This window comes from Eubacterium ramulus (genome assembly GCF_003122485.1).
Lineage (GTDB): Bacteria > Bacillota > Clostridia > Lachnospirales > Lachnospiraceae > Eubacterium_I > Eubacterium_I ramulus_A.
This window is the reverse complement of the sequence record NZ_JRFU01000001.1, coordinates 1-18,239: the sequence shown is the minus strand read 5'-3', so window position 1 is coordinate 18,239 and position 18,239 is coordinate 1. Positions and strand designations below refer to the sequence as shown.

The following is an 18,239-nucleotide window of genomic DNA, read 5'->3' as shown; positions in this document are numbered from 1 at the left end:
TATACAACTTCGGAGGAACAGAAGAAAATTTTAGAAAACTGCTTTCACCTGCAGCAAAATGAATATCCGAAAATTCACATGCTGGAAGCGGATATTCTGGTGGCAGAGATTTCGCATACGGATGCACCAAACGTGTGGAGCCTGTTTGGACCGATTCTTCTGGCTCCGACATCAGAAAAACGGTTCAGTCATGCGAACAGGAAGTATCGTATGCTGAAAAAGGTCGGATTGAATCTGCAAATGTGTGAATTGGATACCTTTGTGACGGGAATCCTGCTGTGCTACTATTTCCTGACCGGAAACGAGCTGAGTGTCGCAGAATTTTGGGAACGTAATGAAGAGTCTATGCCAAAGGTGCAGGGTGCCCTGGAAGAGATGACGAAGAATCTGTTTCAGTACCAGGAAAAAGAAAGGGTTGGATTACACAATCCTTATGAACAGGAACAGAGGGAACAGGAAGCAATCCGGCATGGAGACATCGCGGCGTTGAATCGAAGCATCTCTGAGACCTATGAAGGACAGATCGGGCGACTGGCAAAAGATCCGCTGCGCCATCACAAAAATGTGGCAATTGGAAATATCACATTGGCATCCAGAACGGCGGTAGAGGCCGGTGTCAGTGTGGAAAAATCTTTCACCATGGCAGATAATTTTATCCAACAGATAGAAGAAATTGATAATGTAGTAGAAGTGGAGGCGTTCAAACGTGAAGCCCAGCGGCTTTATGCATCCGCGGTTGCAGAAGAACAAAAGTCGGAGACGGGCGGGTATAAAAATCCGTTGATTGGAGAGGTCAAAGATTATATTTTTCGGCATTTTCACGATACGATCCAGATTACAGACATTGCAAAACATCTGAATGTGAATCCGGATTATCTGTCTCATCTGTTTAAAAAACAGGAAAATATCACCATTAAGCGGTATATTTTAAAGGAGAAGATTCGAAGGAGCAGGAATCTGCTACAGTATTCGGACTATTCCATTCAGGAAATCAGTTTTTATCTGGGATTCAGCTCCCAGAGCCATTTCTGTAAGGTATTTCAGGAGATGACCGGAGAGACGCCGGGACGCTATCGGAAGCAGTATGTACATCGTACGAAGTGGAAGATTGTATAAAAATAAAATAAGAAATATAAAAAACAGCTAAGATAATTGATATATCTTAGCTGTTTTTTATTTTATACTGGATATTAAGGTAGGGAGTTTTTCTTATATCCCCAAAGAAAATGAAAACTGCCAAAGCGAGGAGGAGGAGAGATCACATGAAAAGGATGAGACAATTTGCAAGTCTGATCGCGGCAGCAGCCATGGTTGTAACCAGTGTTCCGATGAACGGCTGGACAGTACAGGCACAGGCAGCGACTACGCCATCTGTAGATACTACGGTTAAATTGAAACCGACGGAAGCATCTACATTCAATGATACGAATAACGACGGACTTGGCGAGTTTCAGGGATGGGGTACATCCCTGTGCTGGTGGGCAAATCGTATCGGTTACAGTGACAAATTAACAGAGCAGGCAGCAAACCTGTTTTTCAGTGAAGATGGACTGAACATGAACATCGGCCGTTACAATGTTGGTGGCGGTGATGATATAGCAGACACTGTGACTACGACAAAAGTACCGGTAAACGAGAAAGCTAAATTTTATGATCTGACAGCAGGAACGTATACTTACGGCGGTTCCAACGGAAGTGTAACGACATATTCCAAAATGGCGGATATGACTTATTCCCGTTCTGATGCTGAGTTTGGAATTACCAAAGGGGAGAAAGTTGGTTCTTTCGATAAACTTGGCTGGATCAATAAACTGGGTGATACTGTTGGTTCAGGAGACAATCTACGCTATAACGTAAACGTAGACGAAGCTGGTGAATATACCGTAAAACTTCTGTTGACACTGGAAGGAACAAACAGCAGGGATGTGGCAATTCGTGTTAATGACGACAGCACTCAGGATAAAGTTATTTCTTCAAGTGACATTAATAACAGTATCATTGCAGAGGGTACCAATAATAGCAGCCATTGTATGTTGTTCTGCGTAACGATTTCTGGCGTACAGTTAAATGCCGGTGAAAACACCATTAACATTGCAGGAAAGTCTGACTGGACACTGGATTTTGTCAAGATGGCAGTTGTAAAGACTTCTGATCTGGCGGAACTTCCAGAAGAAGATGAGTTTTTACATCAGTCACATATCGTTCGTTCCGATGGTGGCGTTCCGGGTTATGCGACAGAAGTTACTAAAATTGATACAACAAAGCATGACATTAATTATTATGCTGAAAAATTTGATCAGTATGATGAAGACTGTGGTTATGCATGGAACTATGACTGGGAAGCTGACAAAAATCAGGTTGCAGTTTTAAAAGCAGTTGCAAAAGCCAGCGGAAATGACTTCATCGCAGAGGCATTTTCCAATTCACCGCCATATTTTATGACAGTCAGCGGATGCTCCTCAGGAAATACAGATTCTTCCAAAGATAATCTGCGTGAAGATTCTGTCAATGCATTTGCAAAATATATGGCAGATGTTATGGAACACTGGCAGGAAGAAGGCGTGATCAGCTTCCAGAGTGTAGATCCGATGAATGAGCCTTACACAAATTACTGGGGCGCAAACAGTAATAAACAGGAAGGCTGCCATTTTGATCAGGGAGAATCTCAGTCAAGAGTGCTGGTAGCATTGAACAAGGAGCTGCAGAGCAGAGAAAGCCTGAAAGGTGTGATCATCAGTGGTACAGATGAGACCAGCATTGATACACAGATTTCTTCTTATAATAATTTAACAGATGAAGCAAAAGGCGTTATTTCCAGAATTGATACCCATACTTATGGTGGATCTAACCGCTCCGGATTAAAAACAACTGCACAAAATGCTGGAAAGAATCTGTGGATGTCTGAGGTAGACGGTGCTTATACTGCAGGTACAAATGCAGGTGAAATGACCGCTGCGCTTGGTCTTGCACAGCGTATGATGACAGACGTTAACGGTCTGGAATCTTCTGCATGGATTCTCTGGAATGCCATTGATATGCATGCGGACAGCAGCGAAATAGGTCAGTATTGGGTAAGCAAGGGCAGTGCAAATGATTATCTGAGTATGGATGCTCTGGAAACTGCATGGAAATCCACAACTTCCAGTGGTTACTGGGGACTGGCAGCAGCAGATCATGACAATGAGGAAATCGTACTGAGCCAGAAATACTATGCATACGGACAGTTCTCCAGATACATCCGTCCGGGCGATACCATCATTGGTTCCGACCAGGAAGGAAAAACACTGGCAGCTTATGACGTAGATGGCGATAAAGCAATCATCGTTGCGATCAATACATCAAGCTCCGATCAGAACTGGGAATTTGATCTGTCCGGTTTCGAAGAAATGGGCAGCAAGGTTACCGCAATCCGTACAAGCGGGGATCTGAAGACCGGTGAACATTGGAAAGACGTAACTAAGAGTGATAACATCGTTGTAGACGCAGATGAGCAGTGCTTTACAGCAACGATGAAAGGAAATTCCATTACTACTTATATCGTAGAAGGCGTGAATGGAATCAAAGACACTTCAGATGATAATACAACGGAAAATCCGGAAGTAAGCCAGATTACAATTGCAAAAGATCAGGTAACCGGAAGTGCACCGTGGAATAATGGTACCACAGATGTTGCATCTAATGTTGTAGATAATAATTATGGTACATTCTTTGATGGTGTTAGCAGCGGATATGTTACTTTAGATCTGGGTCAGGAGACACAGATTGGTGCCATCGCTTATGCACCGCGAACAGGTTATGCAAGCCGCTGTGTTGGCGCCGTGATTTCAGGATCAAATGACGGAGAAAACTGGACAGAACTGTATACCATTTCTTCCACACCGGCAGAAAAGACAGATACTATGGTATACTATACCGATTTCAAGACAACGGGAGTACCGTCCTATCGTTACATTAAATATTCCGTTGATGCAAATGGTAACTGTAACCTGTCAGAGTTGAAAGTATATAAGCTGACAGATGCAATTGCAACCAGTATGACAGCACATTATGATATGTCCGTATCAGACGGAAAATTAACAGATGTGTCTGGAAAAGGCAACGATGCAATCTTACATGATATTGATGAGAGCAGCGTGGCTACATACGGAAAAGAAAGCGTATTACAGTTTAATAAAGATGGATATGCAGACATTCCGGCAGGATTAGTTGGAACAGACGGTAAATTCACTGTTCAGGCAACTTTCAGTACACAGACACAGGCAAACCACTGGCTGTGGTGCTTCGGAAGAACGGTTGCTTCCTGGCCAGACGTTGATAATTATGTATTTGTTGGTGTAAATTCTGCACAGGATAATTACAAAGGAAATACACTTGCAGCAGTCAGTGTTGGTGGTGAGTCAAGAATGCCGGCACCGTCTACCACTCCGGGTGCAGGTTATACATCAATTACAGTTGTATCTGATGGAACCAATCTGTATATGTACATGGATGGAACATTAGTATCTACTCTTGAAAACCATGGAAAAGATATTACAAAAACAATTCCAACAGATGATGCCCTTGGATATATCGGAAAATCTCTGTACAACGGAGATCCGTTACTGAAAGCAAACGTAGCCGATATGAAATTCTGGAATACAGCATTAACAGAAGAAGCTGTACAGAAAGTTCTTCCGACCACAGCAGAGAAGAAGAAAATGGTTCTGGCAGATATCCGCAAAGCTGTATTAAACGGAAATGCTTCAGCATCAGAAGTAACAAAAGACATCACATTACCAACTTCCATCGACGGATATGATCTGACATGGACTGTTCCGGAAAATGCAGCAATTACTTCCAATGGAAAAGTAACAGCTCAGGATGATGATGTATATGTAAGCCTTAAAGTCGCTTATGGCGATCAGACTGCAAGCATTAGCCTGAAAGTTCCAGGTGAGAACATAGAATCCACCATGAACGAAGCACTTGCAAGTGTAGATATCCCGAACAAAGATGATGTACGTGGAAATATCACACTTCCGGAAAAAACAGAAAATGGTGTAACAGTCACATGGGAAACAGATCATCCGGAAATCGTAGATGTAGCTTCACATGACAATGAGGACTATGATGCAACACCGGCAGGTACTGTTACAAGACCGGAAAAAGATACAACTGTCAAAATGACAGCAACTCTTTCCTATAAAGGAAAAACAGAGAAAAAAGAAATTGAGATCAAAGTAAAAGCAGCCGCAAAAGAAATTAAAGATTCTGATTATACCGATTACTTCTTTGCATACTTTGCAGGAGAAGGCTATTCCGATGGCGAGCAGATTTATTTTGCATCCAGCCAGGATGGAATGAACTGGGATGATCTGAATGACAACAACCCGGTACTTACTTCTACACTGGGTGAAAAAGGTGTACGTGATCCGTTCATTATCCGTTCACCGGAAGGCGACAAATTCTATCTGATCGCAACAGATCTGAAGATCAATGGCGGAAACGGCTGGGATGCTGCACAGAACAGCGGAAGCCAGAGCCTGATGATCTGGGAGTCTACTGATCTGGTAAACTGGTCTGATCAGAGAATGGTAGAAGTATCTGCTAAAATTGAGGCAGGCTGTACTTGGGCACCGGAAGCAACTTACGATGCAAAGACAGGTGAGTATGTTGTATATTGGGCATCCAGAACACCAAACAAAGATACAAAACAGCGTCTGTACTATGCAAAGACAAGAGATTTCTATACATTTACAGATCCACAGGTATATATCGATTATGATCAGTCCAGTATTGATACAACAATGATCGAGAATGATGGTACTTATTACAGATTTACGAAAAACGAGGGTGGCAGCACAAATGAGCTTGGTGCACTGACAAAAACAATCTTCTTAGAGAAGAGCGACAGAGTATTAGGTACATTTACACAGATCAAATCTGATTCCCTGAACAGCAATCAGTATGTTGAGGGACCGACCATCTTCAAACTGAATCAGGATGATACAAATGGTACTGACAAATGGTGTCTGCTGGTAGATGATTTTGGTGGCAGCGGATATTATCCATTGATCACAACTGATCTGGAAAGTGGCGAATTCACAAAACCGGATGCCGGTACATACAAAATGCCAAGTCGTGCAAGACATGGTACACCGATCTGTGTAACAGCAGAAGAGTACAATGCAATCATGAAAGCATATGGTACACCGGAAACAGTGAATACTGTAGGAACACCTGGTGAGACACCTGAACTTCCGGAGACTGTAAAATGCGGAAACGAGCAGGTAGCTGTAACATGGAGCCTGGATGGTGTCAGCTTCGACGTAAATCCGTACAGTTATGTAACTGTAAATGGAACAACAGAAAACGGAAAAACAGCAACAGCAAGCGTTCAGATGATTCCGGAAAATGTAGAGTACATGATCGACAGCAATAATACAGAATCTGCTACATGGCAGAATGTAAAATCTGTAAGCAAAAAACTGCTGAATACAGATGCTGCAGATCAGGCTAAGACAGAGGATAACAGCTGGGGCTACACAAGTGTTGTTGGTGACTCCGGAGATATCAAAGGCTTCAGTCAGTCAAGTGTATCCAATCCATATACAGGCGGCTGGTGGGCACGCAGCGGAAAGAACATTACCTATCAGGTAACACTTCCGGCAGGTGACCATGAGATCATGCTTGGAAGTACCGGCTGGTGGAATATGAACCGTAAGATGGATGTATATTATTCCGTAAACGGCTCTGATGAAACAAAACTCTGTGATTTTGATGCAGTAAAGAATGCAGAGTCCTGTGCACAGGGAATGATTTCTCTGGATAAAGAATCGGTTGTAACGCTGACGGTAAAAAAAGCAGCAAATGATGATCCGATTTTAAGCTGGATCAGTATTTCAGATGTAACAAAACGTGATACTACTGAACTGCAGAAAGCTTATGATGAAGCAAAAGGATACCGGGAAAATAAAGCAAATTATACAGCAGGCAGCTATGCAGCATATGAGACAGCATTAAAAGAAGCAGAAAGCTTACTTGAGAATCCGACAATTCAGACAGAAATTGATGCAGCAGCTACAAAACTGCAGGATGCAGTAAAAGGTTTAGTAGATATCAGTGAATTAAGAAGTCTCTATAATGAGAACAAAGATATCGCAGGCGATGCTTATACTGCAGACAGCTACAAAGTATACACAGATGCACTTGCAGCAGCAGAAGCAGTTCTTGCCAACGATGATGCAACAGAAGAAGATGTGGCAGATGCTATATCCAAACTGACTAATGCAGTAAATGGTCTGGTTAAGAAACCTGTTGAGCCGACACCGGGTGAGAAACATGCAGATGGTCTTTCCGATGTAAAAGATGCAGATGGCAACTGGTATTACTACAAAGACAACAAAGTAGCAACCGATGTAACAACAGTCGCAAAGAACAAAAACGGCTGGTACTATGTAGAAAACGGAAAAGTTGACTTCAACTATACCGGATTTGCTTCCAATGAAAATGGTGACTGGTATGTAGTAGAGGGAACCGTTGGATTTAATGTAAACGATGTGATCAAAGATACAACCGGAGCATTAGGCAAAGGAAATTGGTATTATGTAGTGGACAGCAAAGTTACTTATACTGATACCGTAGCAAAGAATGCAAACGGCTGGTGGAAGATCACAAACGGAAAAGTTGATTTTGATTACACCGGAATAGCAAAGAACCAGAATGGCTGGTGGCGCATTGTTGATGGAAAAGTAGACTTTAACTGCAATAGCGTAGAGAAAAACGAAAACGGCTGGTGGTACATCCGCGGCGGTAAAGTAGATTTCAGCTACACAGGAATTGCAAAAAATGCAAACGGCTGGTGGCGCATTGTTGATGGAAAAGTAGACTTTAACTGCAACAGCGTAGAGAAGAACGAAAACGGCTGGTGGTACATCCGCGGCGGTAAAGTAGACTTCAGCTACACAGGAGTAGCAAAGAATGCAAATGGCTGGTGGAGAATTGAAAACGGTAAAGTAAACTTCAATTTCAACGGCATGGCACAGAACAGCAACGGCTGGTGGTACATCCGCGGTGGAAAAGTAGATTTTTCCTATAATGGTTATGCAAACATCCGTGGTGTCAGATGCAAAATCGTCAATGGAAAAGCAATGATTTAGTGCAGAAAGAAATATATAAAAAAAATCTAAGTAAAATAAAAAACAGCTAAGATATTTGATATATCCTGGCTGTTTTTTATTTTATACTGGTGGTAAGCGGTGAACGTTTATGACTTTCCCCCAGAAAGTATAAAACCACCACAAAGAGGAGGAGAGAACATGGAGAATAACAAGCGTAAGCGATGGCAAAACGGTAAAGTGCTCATGGCAGGTGTTTTGTCAGCTGCAATGATCCTGCAGCCAATGACAGTTTTGGCAGCAGATACGCAAGCAGATGAGACTGAGAAAAAAGTGGTTCCAAGTGAAGCAGAGATTGCAGCAAATGATGACATTTTGTATGTTGCGAACTGTGGTACGGCAGATCCGACAGTGACACCTTCGGATACGAAGTTGGGACTTTATCAGTCTAACGTGGATCAGGAAAAAGGAGCAGATGCTACAACTGGATATACCTGGGGTTATGTAAAAGATGACAATAACGGTTATCAGGCGTGGGCATCATCTACAGACCAAACGGTAAGTACATCACAATTGCTTAATTCAGCGTGGTATATGCCATCTTCAGGATGGACATACGATGCAGCAAACAGTGGATTCAAATATGATTTTGAATTGCCGGATCGTGCAAATAAGAGTACCAAGTATGAGGTAACAGTCGGCCTTCGTGTTCCTGCATGGTGGGATAATCGAAGTGTTGATATTGATCTGGAAGATCAACAGGTAGGTTCACAGATTTATTTAAAAGGAAAGACATCCACAGGTGCTACGGTAGAGAAAACTTATGATGTAGATGTTACAGATGGAGAATTAAATGTAAAAGTTTACAATTCCAAGAGAAGTAGTGCTGCGGAAGATCCGATGGTCAGCTATATCATTGTTAAGGCAGTAACAGATGACGTGGATCAGTTAGAAGTACTGAAATTAGCAGTAAAAGAATATCAGGATAAATATGACAATTCTGATGTGATTTATACAGAAAAGTCAAAGAAGACATTTGAGGATGCACTTGCAGCAGCCCAGAAGTTGATTGATGATAATGAAACAGATGAGACTGTGCTTGCAAATGCAAAAGAAGCACTTATCGCAGCATACGATGCACTGGTAGAAGCACATATAGAGAACTATACTTCTTTTACCGGTACAAATGCAGACCGTATTTACGATGACAACGGTGTGGCAGTTCAGGCACATGGTGGTCAGGTACAGAAGATCGGTGATACTTATTACTGGATCGGTGAGGACAGAACCAATGGCTACAGACCAATGCCGGGTGTACATATGTATTCCTCCAAAGATCTGTACAACTGGAAAGACGAAGGTGTTGTTTTAAAAACAATGGATAGTTATGACCAGTTTGAAACAGATGATTATTTCAAGAGTCTGTACGGCAATTTGACTGATGAACAGAAGAAAGATATCTACGTTGACCTCTGGTCCGAAGGCTGCGTTATGGAGCGTCCGAAGATGCTTTATAATGAAAAGACAGGAAAATATGTGATCTGGTTCCACGCAGATGGAACAAGTCCGTATTCTTCCGATAGCAGTTCCAACTATGCAAAAGCAAAAGCAGGCATTGCAATTGCAGATAATGTAAACGGACCATATAAACTGTTGGGAAGTTATATGCTGGCATCTGATCCGGATCGTACAAATCATGGATTCGATTCTGTGGGCGGACACGTTCGTGATATGAACTTGTTCAAAGATGATGACGGAAAAGCATATGTAATGTATTCTTCTGAAGGAAATGCAGTAATGTATATTGCAAGACTGAATGATGAGTATACAGGACTTGCAAAAGATGCATCAGAGATGAAACTGGGAGAAGATTTCTGCATCAGCAGTACAGATTCCAGAGAAGGTCCTGCCATGTTTAAGTATCAGAATAAATATTATCTGATCACATCAGGATGTACTGGATGGGCACCGAATCAGGCTGCTTATGCAGTTGCTGACAGCCCGTTAGGACCTTGGACCAGAATGGGTGATCCGTGTATTGGAGATACTTCCAGTACAACTTTTGATACACAGAGTACCTGTGTAATCCCGGTAGATGCTGAGAATGGAAAATTCATTTACATGGGAGACCGCTGGTATAATCCAGATAATGGAAAAGATCTGAGTGATTCCAGATATGTATGGCTTCCAATTGAATTTGGTGCAAATAATACAATTGCGCTTAAGAACTATGCAAACTGGACAAAAAAAGAACTGGATAACAAAGGAGCTCTTACTCTTAATACAAAACTGCTGGAAACAGCAGAAAATCTAACACAGTTAAAAGAAGTATTACCGTCGACCATTGATGTAACGATTGGAGATACCAATACACCAGATGCAAAGGTAACCTGGAGCATGGATGAAAGCGCAGGAGACCTTACACTTGGTTATGTAACTGTGACAGGTACACTGACAGATCTGAGCAGAAGCTTTACAATTCAGGTATTCTGCTGCCCGAAGAAACTGGTATATTTTGCAGACTGCTATACAAATGGAGATAATACATCCGATATTTTTGCCAAATTTGCAGAAAATGCAGATGATCTGTTGAATACCGTATCAGATCAGGCATATAGCGATGACAAAGGTGTAACATGGGGTTATACAAGTACAACAGGTGCATCCGGCGGAAGCAGTTCTGAAGATATGGGAAGCAAAGGATCTGGAGATTTCTTCGACACAGGTTGGTGGGCAACCAGCTCTGGAAAGATTGAATATGGTTTTGAACTGGATCCGGGAAAATATACCGTTTCTACAGGATTTAATGAATGGTGGAGCAGTACCAGAGGTATTACAATCACAGTTTCTTCTGTAGACGCAGAAGGCACAAAAACTGTCTTGAATACAGGAAGCGCAAGCCTTTCTTCCAGCAAGACACAGGATAGAAGCAATATTGACGTGACAGTACCGGAAGGTTCCGATCACATTCTTGTAACAGTTACAAAAGCTTCCGGTTCCGATCCGGTATTAAGCTGGATTGGTATCACTCAGACAGAAAGTAATGCTGTTGAGAGCACAAATATGGTTCAGAACGGAAGTTTTGAAAACGGAAGTGACAACTGGAGTATTGGTGAAGGAACAACTGTTGTAGAAGATGCAGAGGCTCCGGAAGGCTCACATTATCTGAAAGATAATGGAAATACACATAGCTGGGGTGACGGAAGTAGCCAGTCTGGTATTGCGGTAGAACCGGATACAGATTATATTCTTACCGGAACTGCAAAAGTTAGCGGAAACTCAGGTTCTTATTACTTTGTTGGTGCACGCGTAAAGAGCACGAGCAACACCGAGGGTAAAGAAAATTATGTTGTATATTCTTCAGACAGTGTATTGCCAGACAAAGAAGATACAGATAAAAAATTGACTGTTGGTCAGGTCGCAAATGGAACGGACTGGACATCTTTTACAGTTAAATTTACAACACCTTCAGATGCTACAACGGTAGATGCTTTTACATGGGCAGATAATGGTGCGCAGGGTTACTTAGACAATGTAAAACTGGTAAAAGTAGAAAGCGCACTTGACTGGACAGAGTTTGATGAAACACTGGAAGCAGTAGAAGCATTAAAAGAAGCAGATTGGACAGCAGATTCCTGGAATGAATTCCAGAAAGTTGTAGAAGAAGCAAAAGCATTCAAGCAGAATGCAACTGATACAACAAAACAGCGTGAGATCCGTGAGATGATCTACAAAGTAAAAGCGGCACAGGAGGAATTAATCTCCATCAATGAGCCGACTGGTGATGTGGCTTACTATGTAGATGCAGAAAATGGTAATGATGATAACGATGGAACATCTCCAGAGACAGCATGGAAGACATTAAGAAAAGCTTCTTCTATCCGCAAACTTACCGCAGGTGGCAAAATCTTACTGAAAGCAGGATGCACATGGAATGGTGAGCAGTTACTTGTTAAAAATGCAGAAGGTACTGCAGAAAATCCGGTTGTTATCGGAAGCTATGGTGAAGGTGCAAAACCTGTCATCAACGGTAACGGTGCAAACTGGACTTATGCTACAAAAGAAGATCTGGCAGCCGTTCATATCAAGAACAGCCAGAATATCGTAGTAGAGAATCTGGATATTACAAACTGGGATGCATCTGCAGGTGAGATTGGAACTTACAAACAGAGCAGCAAGCTGTTATCCGGTCTGGTAGTAGAAAACCGCGATGCAGGAGAACTTGCAAATGTAACAATTCGAAATAATAAGATCCATGATGTCAATGGTAAGATGGCAGGTGGAGCAGATAAAGGCGCAGGCGGACTGATCGTTCTGGTAACAGGCGATGGCAGCAACCACACCGGAAAAGTAGAATCTTACTACGCAGGATTAACGATTGACGGAAACGAAGTTTACAATGTTTGCCACGAGGCAATCTATATGGAGAGCGTATGGGCAAGCCGTACACTGGTTGGTGGAAGCAGCAGTGACACCGGATACCAGAATGCCGGAAATGGTAACTGGATCGGAAGCAGTGATGTAGAGATCAACAACAACTATGTACATGATGTAGCTGGTGATGGTATTGTACCGATCAACACAACAGATGCAACGGTAGAGTACAACCTGATCGACAATTCTGCAGACAGCAACTGGGATTACAGTGCAAACCCGAACCATGCAGCACTTTGGTCATGGGATAGCAACAATGTAACTTTCCGTTACAATGAAGCATTTAATACATCTGAACATTCTATCGGTTCCGCAGTAGGAAACGACAGTATGGCATTTGACTTTGACTATGGCGTACAGAACTGTGTATATGAGTACAACTACAGCCATGACAATCTGGGCGGATTCCTGATGCTTTGCCCGGGACCGGGAGCATCTGTAAACAACATTGCACGTTACAATGTCAGCGTAAATGACGGTAAATACGATGGTGCACCAATGATCCGTATGGGAACTGGTAAATATGGTTCTCTTGGTATCCAGATTTACAATAACAGCATGTACTGGGAGAACAATGGTGGTTACACCATGGCTCTGACACCGGATTCCGCATGGGAAGGAACAAGCATCAAAGATGTAACTGTATTTAACAATATTTTCTATGGACCGGCAAAAGCAAATAGCATGAGTTCTAAAGTATCTTATGCAAACAACCTGGTATATAGTAATGATGGAAGTGCACAGAAAGTATACAAAGCAAATGCAAATGATGAAAATGCAGTTTATGCAGATCCGAAATTTGTAAATACAGAAGATTTTACAACTGGAACATGGGCAGATGGCAAGACAACACTTGGAACTGTAGACGGATTCAAGATTCAGGAAGATTCCCCGGCAATTGATGCTGGTAGAGCACTTCCGGAAGCACCATCTTACACAGATGATACACTTGGTAAAGAGCTTGTTAAGAATGAAGCTGCAATTCCAACCGTAGATTACTATGGAACAGCACTTAGCGATGGAAAAATCGATATTGGTGCAAATGAGGTAATTACAAAAGAAACTTCTGCAAGAAATGAAATTGCTGCATATATCGAGGATCAGAATGAAGTAATCAGCAAGCTGGCAGGATTAAGTGCAGATGAGATCAGCGATTACCAGAGCCAGGTAAGCAATGTCGCAGACGAGGTAGAAGTAGATCTCAAGAACGATCCGGAAGGTGCAGTTGAGATCGCCAAGGCACTGATTGATGACATCGTAGCAAAAGCAAAAGCAGCATCTGAAGAAAATCAGAAACCGATCGAGACACATCCGGATGGACTTGCAGACAGCAAGGCAGCAGACGGCAACTGGTACTACTACAAAGATAACAAGATTGCTACAGACGTAACAACCGTTGCGAAAAATGTAAATGGTTGGTATTATGTAAGAGATGGAAAAGTAGATTTCAAATATAATGGATTTGCTTCCAATGAGCATGGTGACTGGTATGTAGTAGACGGAACCGTTAAATTTAACGTAAACGATGTGATCAAAGACACAACCGGAGCATTAGGCAAAGGAAATTGGTATTATGTAGTGGACAGCAAAGTTACTTACACAAATACCGTAGCTAAGAATGCAAACGGCTGGTGGAAGATTACAAACGGAAAAGTAGATTTCAATTACACCGGAATAGCAAAGAACCAGAATGGCTGGTGGAGAATTGTAGACGGTAAAGTTGATTTCAATTGCAATAGTGTAGAGAAGAACGAAAACGGCTGGTGGTACATCCGCGGCGGAAAAGTAGACTTCAGCTACACAGGAATTGCAAAGAATGCAAACGGCTGGTGGAGAATTGTCGATGGTAAAGTTGACTTCAACTGCAACAGTGTAGAGAAGAACAAAAACGGCTGGTGGTACATCCGCGGCGGAAAAGTAGATTTCAGCTACACAGGAGTTGCAAAGAATGCAAATGGCTGGTGGAGAATTGAAAACGGCAAAGTAAACTTCAACTTCAACGGTATCGCATTGAACGAAAACGGCTGGTGGTATCTCCGCGATGGTAAGGTAGATTTCTCTTATAATGGTTATACCAGATATAATGGAATTAACTATCATATCGTAAACGGAAAAGTAGTTGGCTAGATACAGTCATACGAAAGTAATATTTGACAGGAGTTTTATATGTTAGGAATGAAAAAGAGAACTCCTGCAGGACATGCGGCAGTGGGGATAATCCTCACTGCCGCATTGCTTTTTGCAGGTGGATGCGGGACAAATACACAGAATCAGACAGCGGGATCAACGGTGTCGGAACAGACCTCTGAATTGACATCGGAGCAGGCATCGGAACAAGGTTCAGGCAAAATGGCGAAATATGTGCCAACAAAAGCAGATGAAGTACAAAACCCGGTGCTGTATCTGGATGGAGATCCTGTTTCACAGGAAGAATATGCGATGCTGGCGCAGCAGTATAAAAACCAGATCATGATGAAATATTCTACGGATCAGGTCAACCAGCCGGATTTCTGGACGACAGAGATCGACGGAGAGACACCTGCGGATGCGCTGGCAGCAATCGTGCAGGACAAATTACAGGAATACTATGCCATCAAACATCTGGCTGTGGTAGAACAGGTGACGGATGATTACACCTATGCAGATCTGACTGATAAAATGGAGCAGGAAAATACTTCCCGTGGGGACGATTCTAATAATGATACGACTTATGGATTGAATAATTTTGACATGAGTACATATTACAGCTACTGGTATTCAAATCTGCAGACACAGCTTACCAATGCTCTGACAGCAGATAGTGTAAAAGCCTCAGATGCCGACTGTAAGAAGTATTATTCGGAGCATTTGACGGATTTTACATATACGGATGACGTACAGATTTTGTATGCAGAGATTACGCAGCAGAATACGGATCAGGTTGTGGAAGCGGAAGCCAAGGGGAAAGAACTGGCAGAGGCAATGCAGAAAGCTACCAACGAAGATGATCTGCAAAATATCACTTACGCGGATGTACAGGCACTGGAACTGAATTCTCTCGATACGCAGGAAGGCATGAGTGGCGTGTACCGGAATCGTTGGGAGATCGCAAAAGGATTATCCGCAGGGGAAGTATACGGTCCTTACGAAGATAATGGAAAAATCTGTGTTATGAAATGTATCGAAAAAGAAGCCGATGGTCAGATTGCATATGAAAATGTGAAAGATCAGATCGCACGTTATCTGCAGGTGCAGCAAGTGGATCAGATGATTCAGGACGAAAAGAATGGCATGCAGGTGACCGCGGGAACGATTTCCGTGCAGGATGCCATTGTGCAGGCGTTCAACTAGAATGAGGAGATTTCCGGCGATGAAGGTATAGATTCATCTCAGTCTGAGTTGAATTTGAATTACCCTACAAAGAAAGGAGGTGAACATTCCTGTATACATTATAATGTCGTCTGAAAACGAAACTCTCCCGTTGAGGCAAAAAATCCATAAATTCCATGGTATTTTTCCACAACAGAGATCATGCTCTGCACGCCGATTCCATGTCCGGCGCAATGTGAGATCGGAATGTCATTTTCAAACACCGGTTCTTTACCGTAGCTGTTTGCCATGTTGATACAGAGCTGATGATTTTTCTCATAGATCTTCAACCGGATATAACGGGCGTTTGGATCGGTGATCTCTGCACAGGAATGGATCGCATTTTCCAGTGCATTTGCCAGGAGACTGCACAGATCCGGAATCTGAAATCTGGAAAAATCAGTGGCAGTTACAGATACAATGGTCTGAATATTCTGCTCTGTGGCTTTCTCCAGATAAGAAGATAAGATCAGGTTAAGAGCTTTGTCCTGACAGTACTTTTTCACTGGGATTTTATCCAGATCATCGCAGATCTCTTTCATATACTGCATTGCCTGCTCCAGCTGGTTTTCCCGGATACATTCCTGAAGGAAATGAAGGTGGTGGCGCAGGTCGTGTCGGTAGATGGAAGATTTTTTATCTGCCAGAGACAGCTGCGCAATCTCTTTTTGTGCCTGAGCAGCAGCGGTATTCAAAAGCAGATTTTCCCGTTCTGCCTGATTCCTCTGACTGGAAAATTCAATAGTCAGAATCGACAGGATAAAATACAAAAGCACAAGAAAACTGTCCATAAAATCAATGATAACCGGACCGCCGGTGTACATCAGATCTGTATACACAGTAAAAGCGTATTCCAGAATGTAGTAGGACAACGGAAGCAGCAGGAACAGTGTCAGAATGGTCTTGTTTTCGTGCTTTAATTTTATGATATGGGGTGCCATATATTTTACGACAAGGAACAGAAGCGGCAGTGTTACAATGATTGTTGCCGCATCGGCAATCAATGGATCATAATCAAAAAAGCTGGATACAAATGTGCCTACCCATTTTCGCGGAGTACACATCAGATAGGCAGACAAAACTGCCACCATGGAAACGTAAATGCTTTTTTTCAGTCCAAAATAAATAAGCAGGATCAGTGGCAGATGGATCAGCAGCGGGTACCACTGATATAATCGATTCTCCCCAAGTACCAGGTAAAAGATTACCTGCCCGATGCCAAAACAAAGGTAAGACAGCAGATACGTTTTGCGATGCTTCCGAAAAGAAATATCTGCCAGACATAAGGATGCAGTAATGCCAAAAAACAGTACAAACGCGTAATTGATGAGATTTAAGGTGTTTGGCAGGTTTGTCATGGTATTTCCTCCATTTGAAAGGCGAGATAATGTTTTCGGATCTCTGCAACTCTTCGTTGTGCCAGAGGCAGAAGCGTTCCGTTCTGAAGCTGCATATCCGAAGTGCTGATCAGGCGGATATAATTCATATTTACCAGAAATGAACGGTGTGCCAGAATAAATTCCGGGTATTGTAACAGCTGGTCACAGACGGGGGAAAAACGGTCTGTGCAAACAATTTCTTCTCCGTTTGCAAGGTAATAAAGTACTTTCCTTCCCTGTGCTTCCACATACATAAGCTGATTTAACGGGATTTTATGTACACCGATATTGCTTTTCAGAACAAGAGATCTGCCCTGTTCCTGATCCCGTTTTTTCCGGATTTCATCCAATGACTGATAAAAGCGGTCAGGCACAATTGGTTTCATCAGATAATTGGTTGCTTTAACCGTATAACTTTCTACCGCGTATTCAGGAGAGGTAGTAAGAAAAATAATGTCCGCGGCTTTGTCGAAGCTGCGGATTTCTTTTGCCAGCTCCATACCAGTGATTTCCGGCATAATGATATCTAACAGATACAGATTGTATTGCGTTTCGGAAAGAGTGTCTGCCAACTTACGGCTATCGTGAAACGGGCAGATGGTAAATGTCACATGCTGCTGTGCCTGATAACTGTCCAGCAGTGACAATATATGGGATAGCTCCTGTCTGTCATCATCACAGATTGCGATTTTCATCTTTACCCTCCTTTTGTTAATCGTATTTAGTACTATATATTTATGGTGAATATCCCCTACAGCAAGTAAGGAATAGGAATCATCTATTTGTTGCTTAAGTTAATTCTTGCTTAAGTTAAATTATACGCGTAGCAGGGATAAAAAGCTACTGGCTTTCTCTGTCATTCATGCACAAAAATACGTCATTCGTGTAAAATGGGGATTACAGTTCGCACGCGTCATTCACAAAATGCGTTTTATCTCAGTCTGAGTTGAGACTCCCACTTCTGCAAGTGATGAGTAGTAAC

At 42.4% G+C, this 18,239-nt stretch carries 6 protein-coding genes; 4 read left to right on the top strand and 2 right to left on the bottom strand.

Features of this window, described 5'->3' with window-relative positions; genetic code table 11:
* The 4 genes from LG34_RS00030 to LG34_RS00015 form a co-directional block, all read left to right on the top strand.
* A partial coding sequence (locus LG34_RS00030) for a helix-turn-helix domain-containing protein (protein ID WP_109214277.1) occupies nucleotides 1-1,116 on the top strand: 1,116 nt, incomplete at its 5' end.
* 146 nt (nucleotides 1,117-1,262) lie between these two features.
* The gene (locus LG34_RS00025) at nucleotides 1,263-8,138 is read left to right on the top strand and encodes an immunoglobulin-like domain-containing protein (protein ID WP_109214276.1); all 6,876 of its coding nucleotides are present in this window, start codon (nucleotides 1,263-1,265) and stop codon (nucleotides 8,136-8,138) included.
* A gap of 159 nt (nucleotides 8,139-8,297) precedes the next feature.
* A complete protein-coding gene (locus LG34_RS00020) occupies nucleotides 8,298-14,657 on the top strand; it encodes a family 43 glycosylhydrolase (RefSeq protein WP_109214275.1) in 6,360 nt (2,119 codons plus the stop codon).
* Between the two features lie 39 nt (nucleotides 14,658-14,696).
* Complete coding sequence (locus LG34_RS00015) at nucleotides 14,697-15,860, top strand: peptidyl-prolyl cis-trans isomerase (protein ID WP_109214274.1); 1,164 nt, start codon at nucleotides 14,697-14,699, stop codon at nucleotides 15,858-15,860.
* Between the two features lie 98 nt (nucleotides 15,861-15,958).
* Here the strand turns inward: LG34_RS00015 and LG34_RS00010 are convergent, their stop codons facing one another.
* Nucleotides 15,959-17,236, bottom strand: coding sequence for a sensor histidine kinase (locus tag LG34_RS00010; protein ID WP_109214273.1), 1,278 nt, complete (start codon nucleotides 17,234-17,236; stop codon nucleotides 15,959-15,961).
* The gene (locus LG34_RS00005) at nucleotides 17,233-17,952 is read right to left on the bottom strand and encodes a LytR/AlgR family response regulator transcription factor (protein ID WP_109214272.1); all 720 of its coding nucleotides are present in this window, start codon (nucleotides 17,950-17,952) and stop codon (nucleotides 17,233-17,235) included. Before LG34_RS00005 ends, LG34_RS00010 begins: the two co-directional genes overlap by 4 nt.
* Nucleotides 17,953-18,239: the final 287 nt, after the last annotated feature.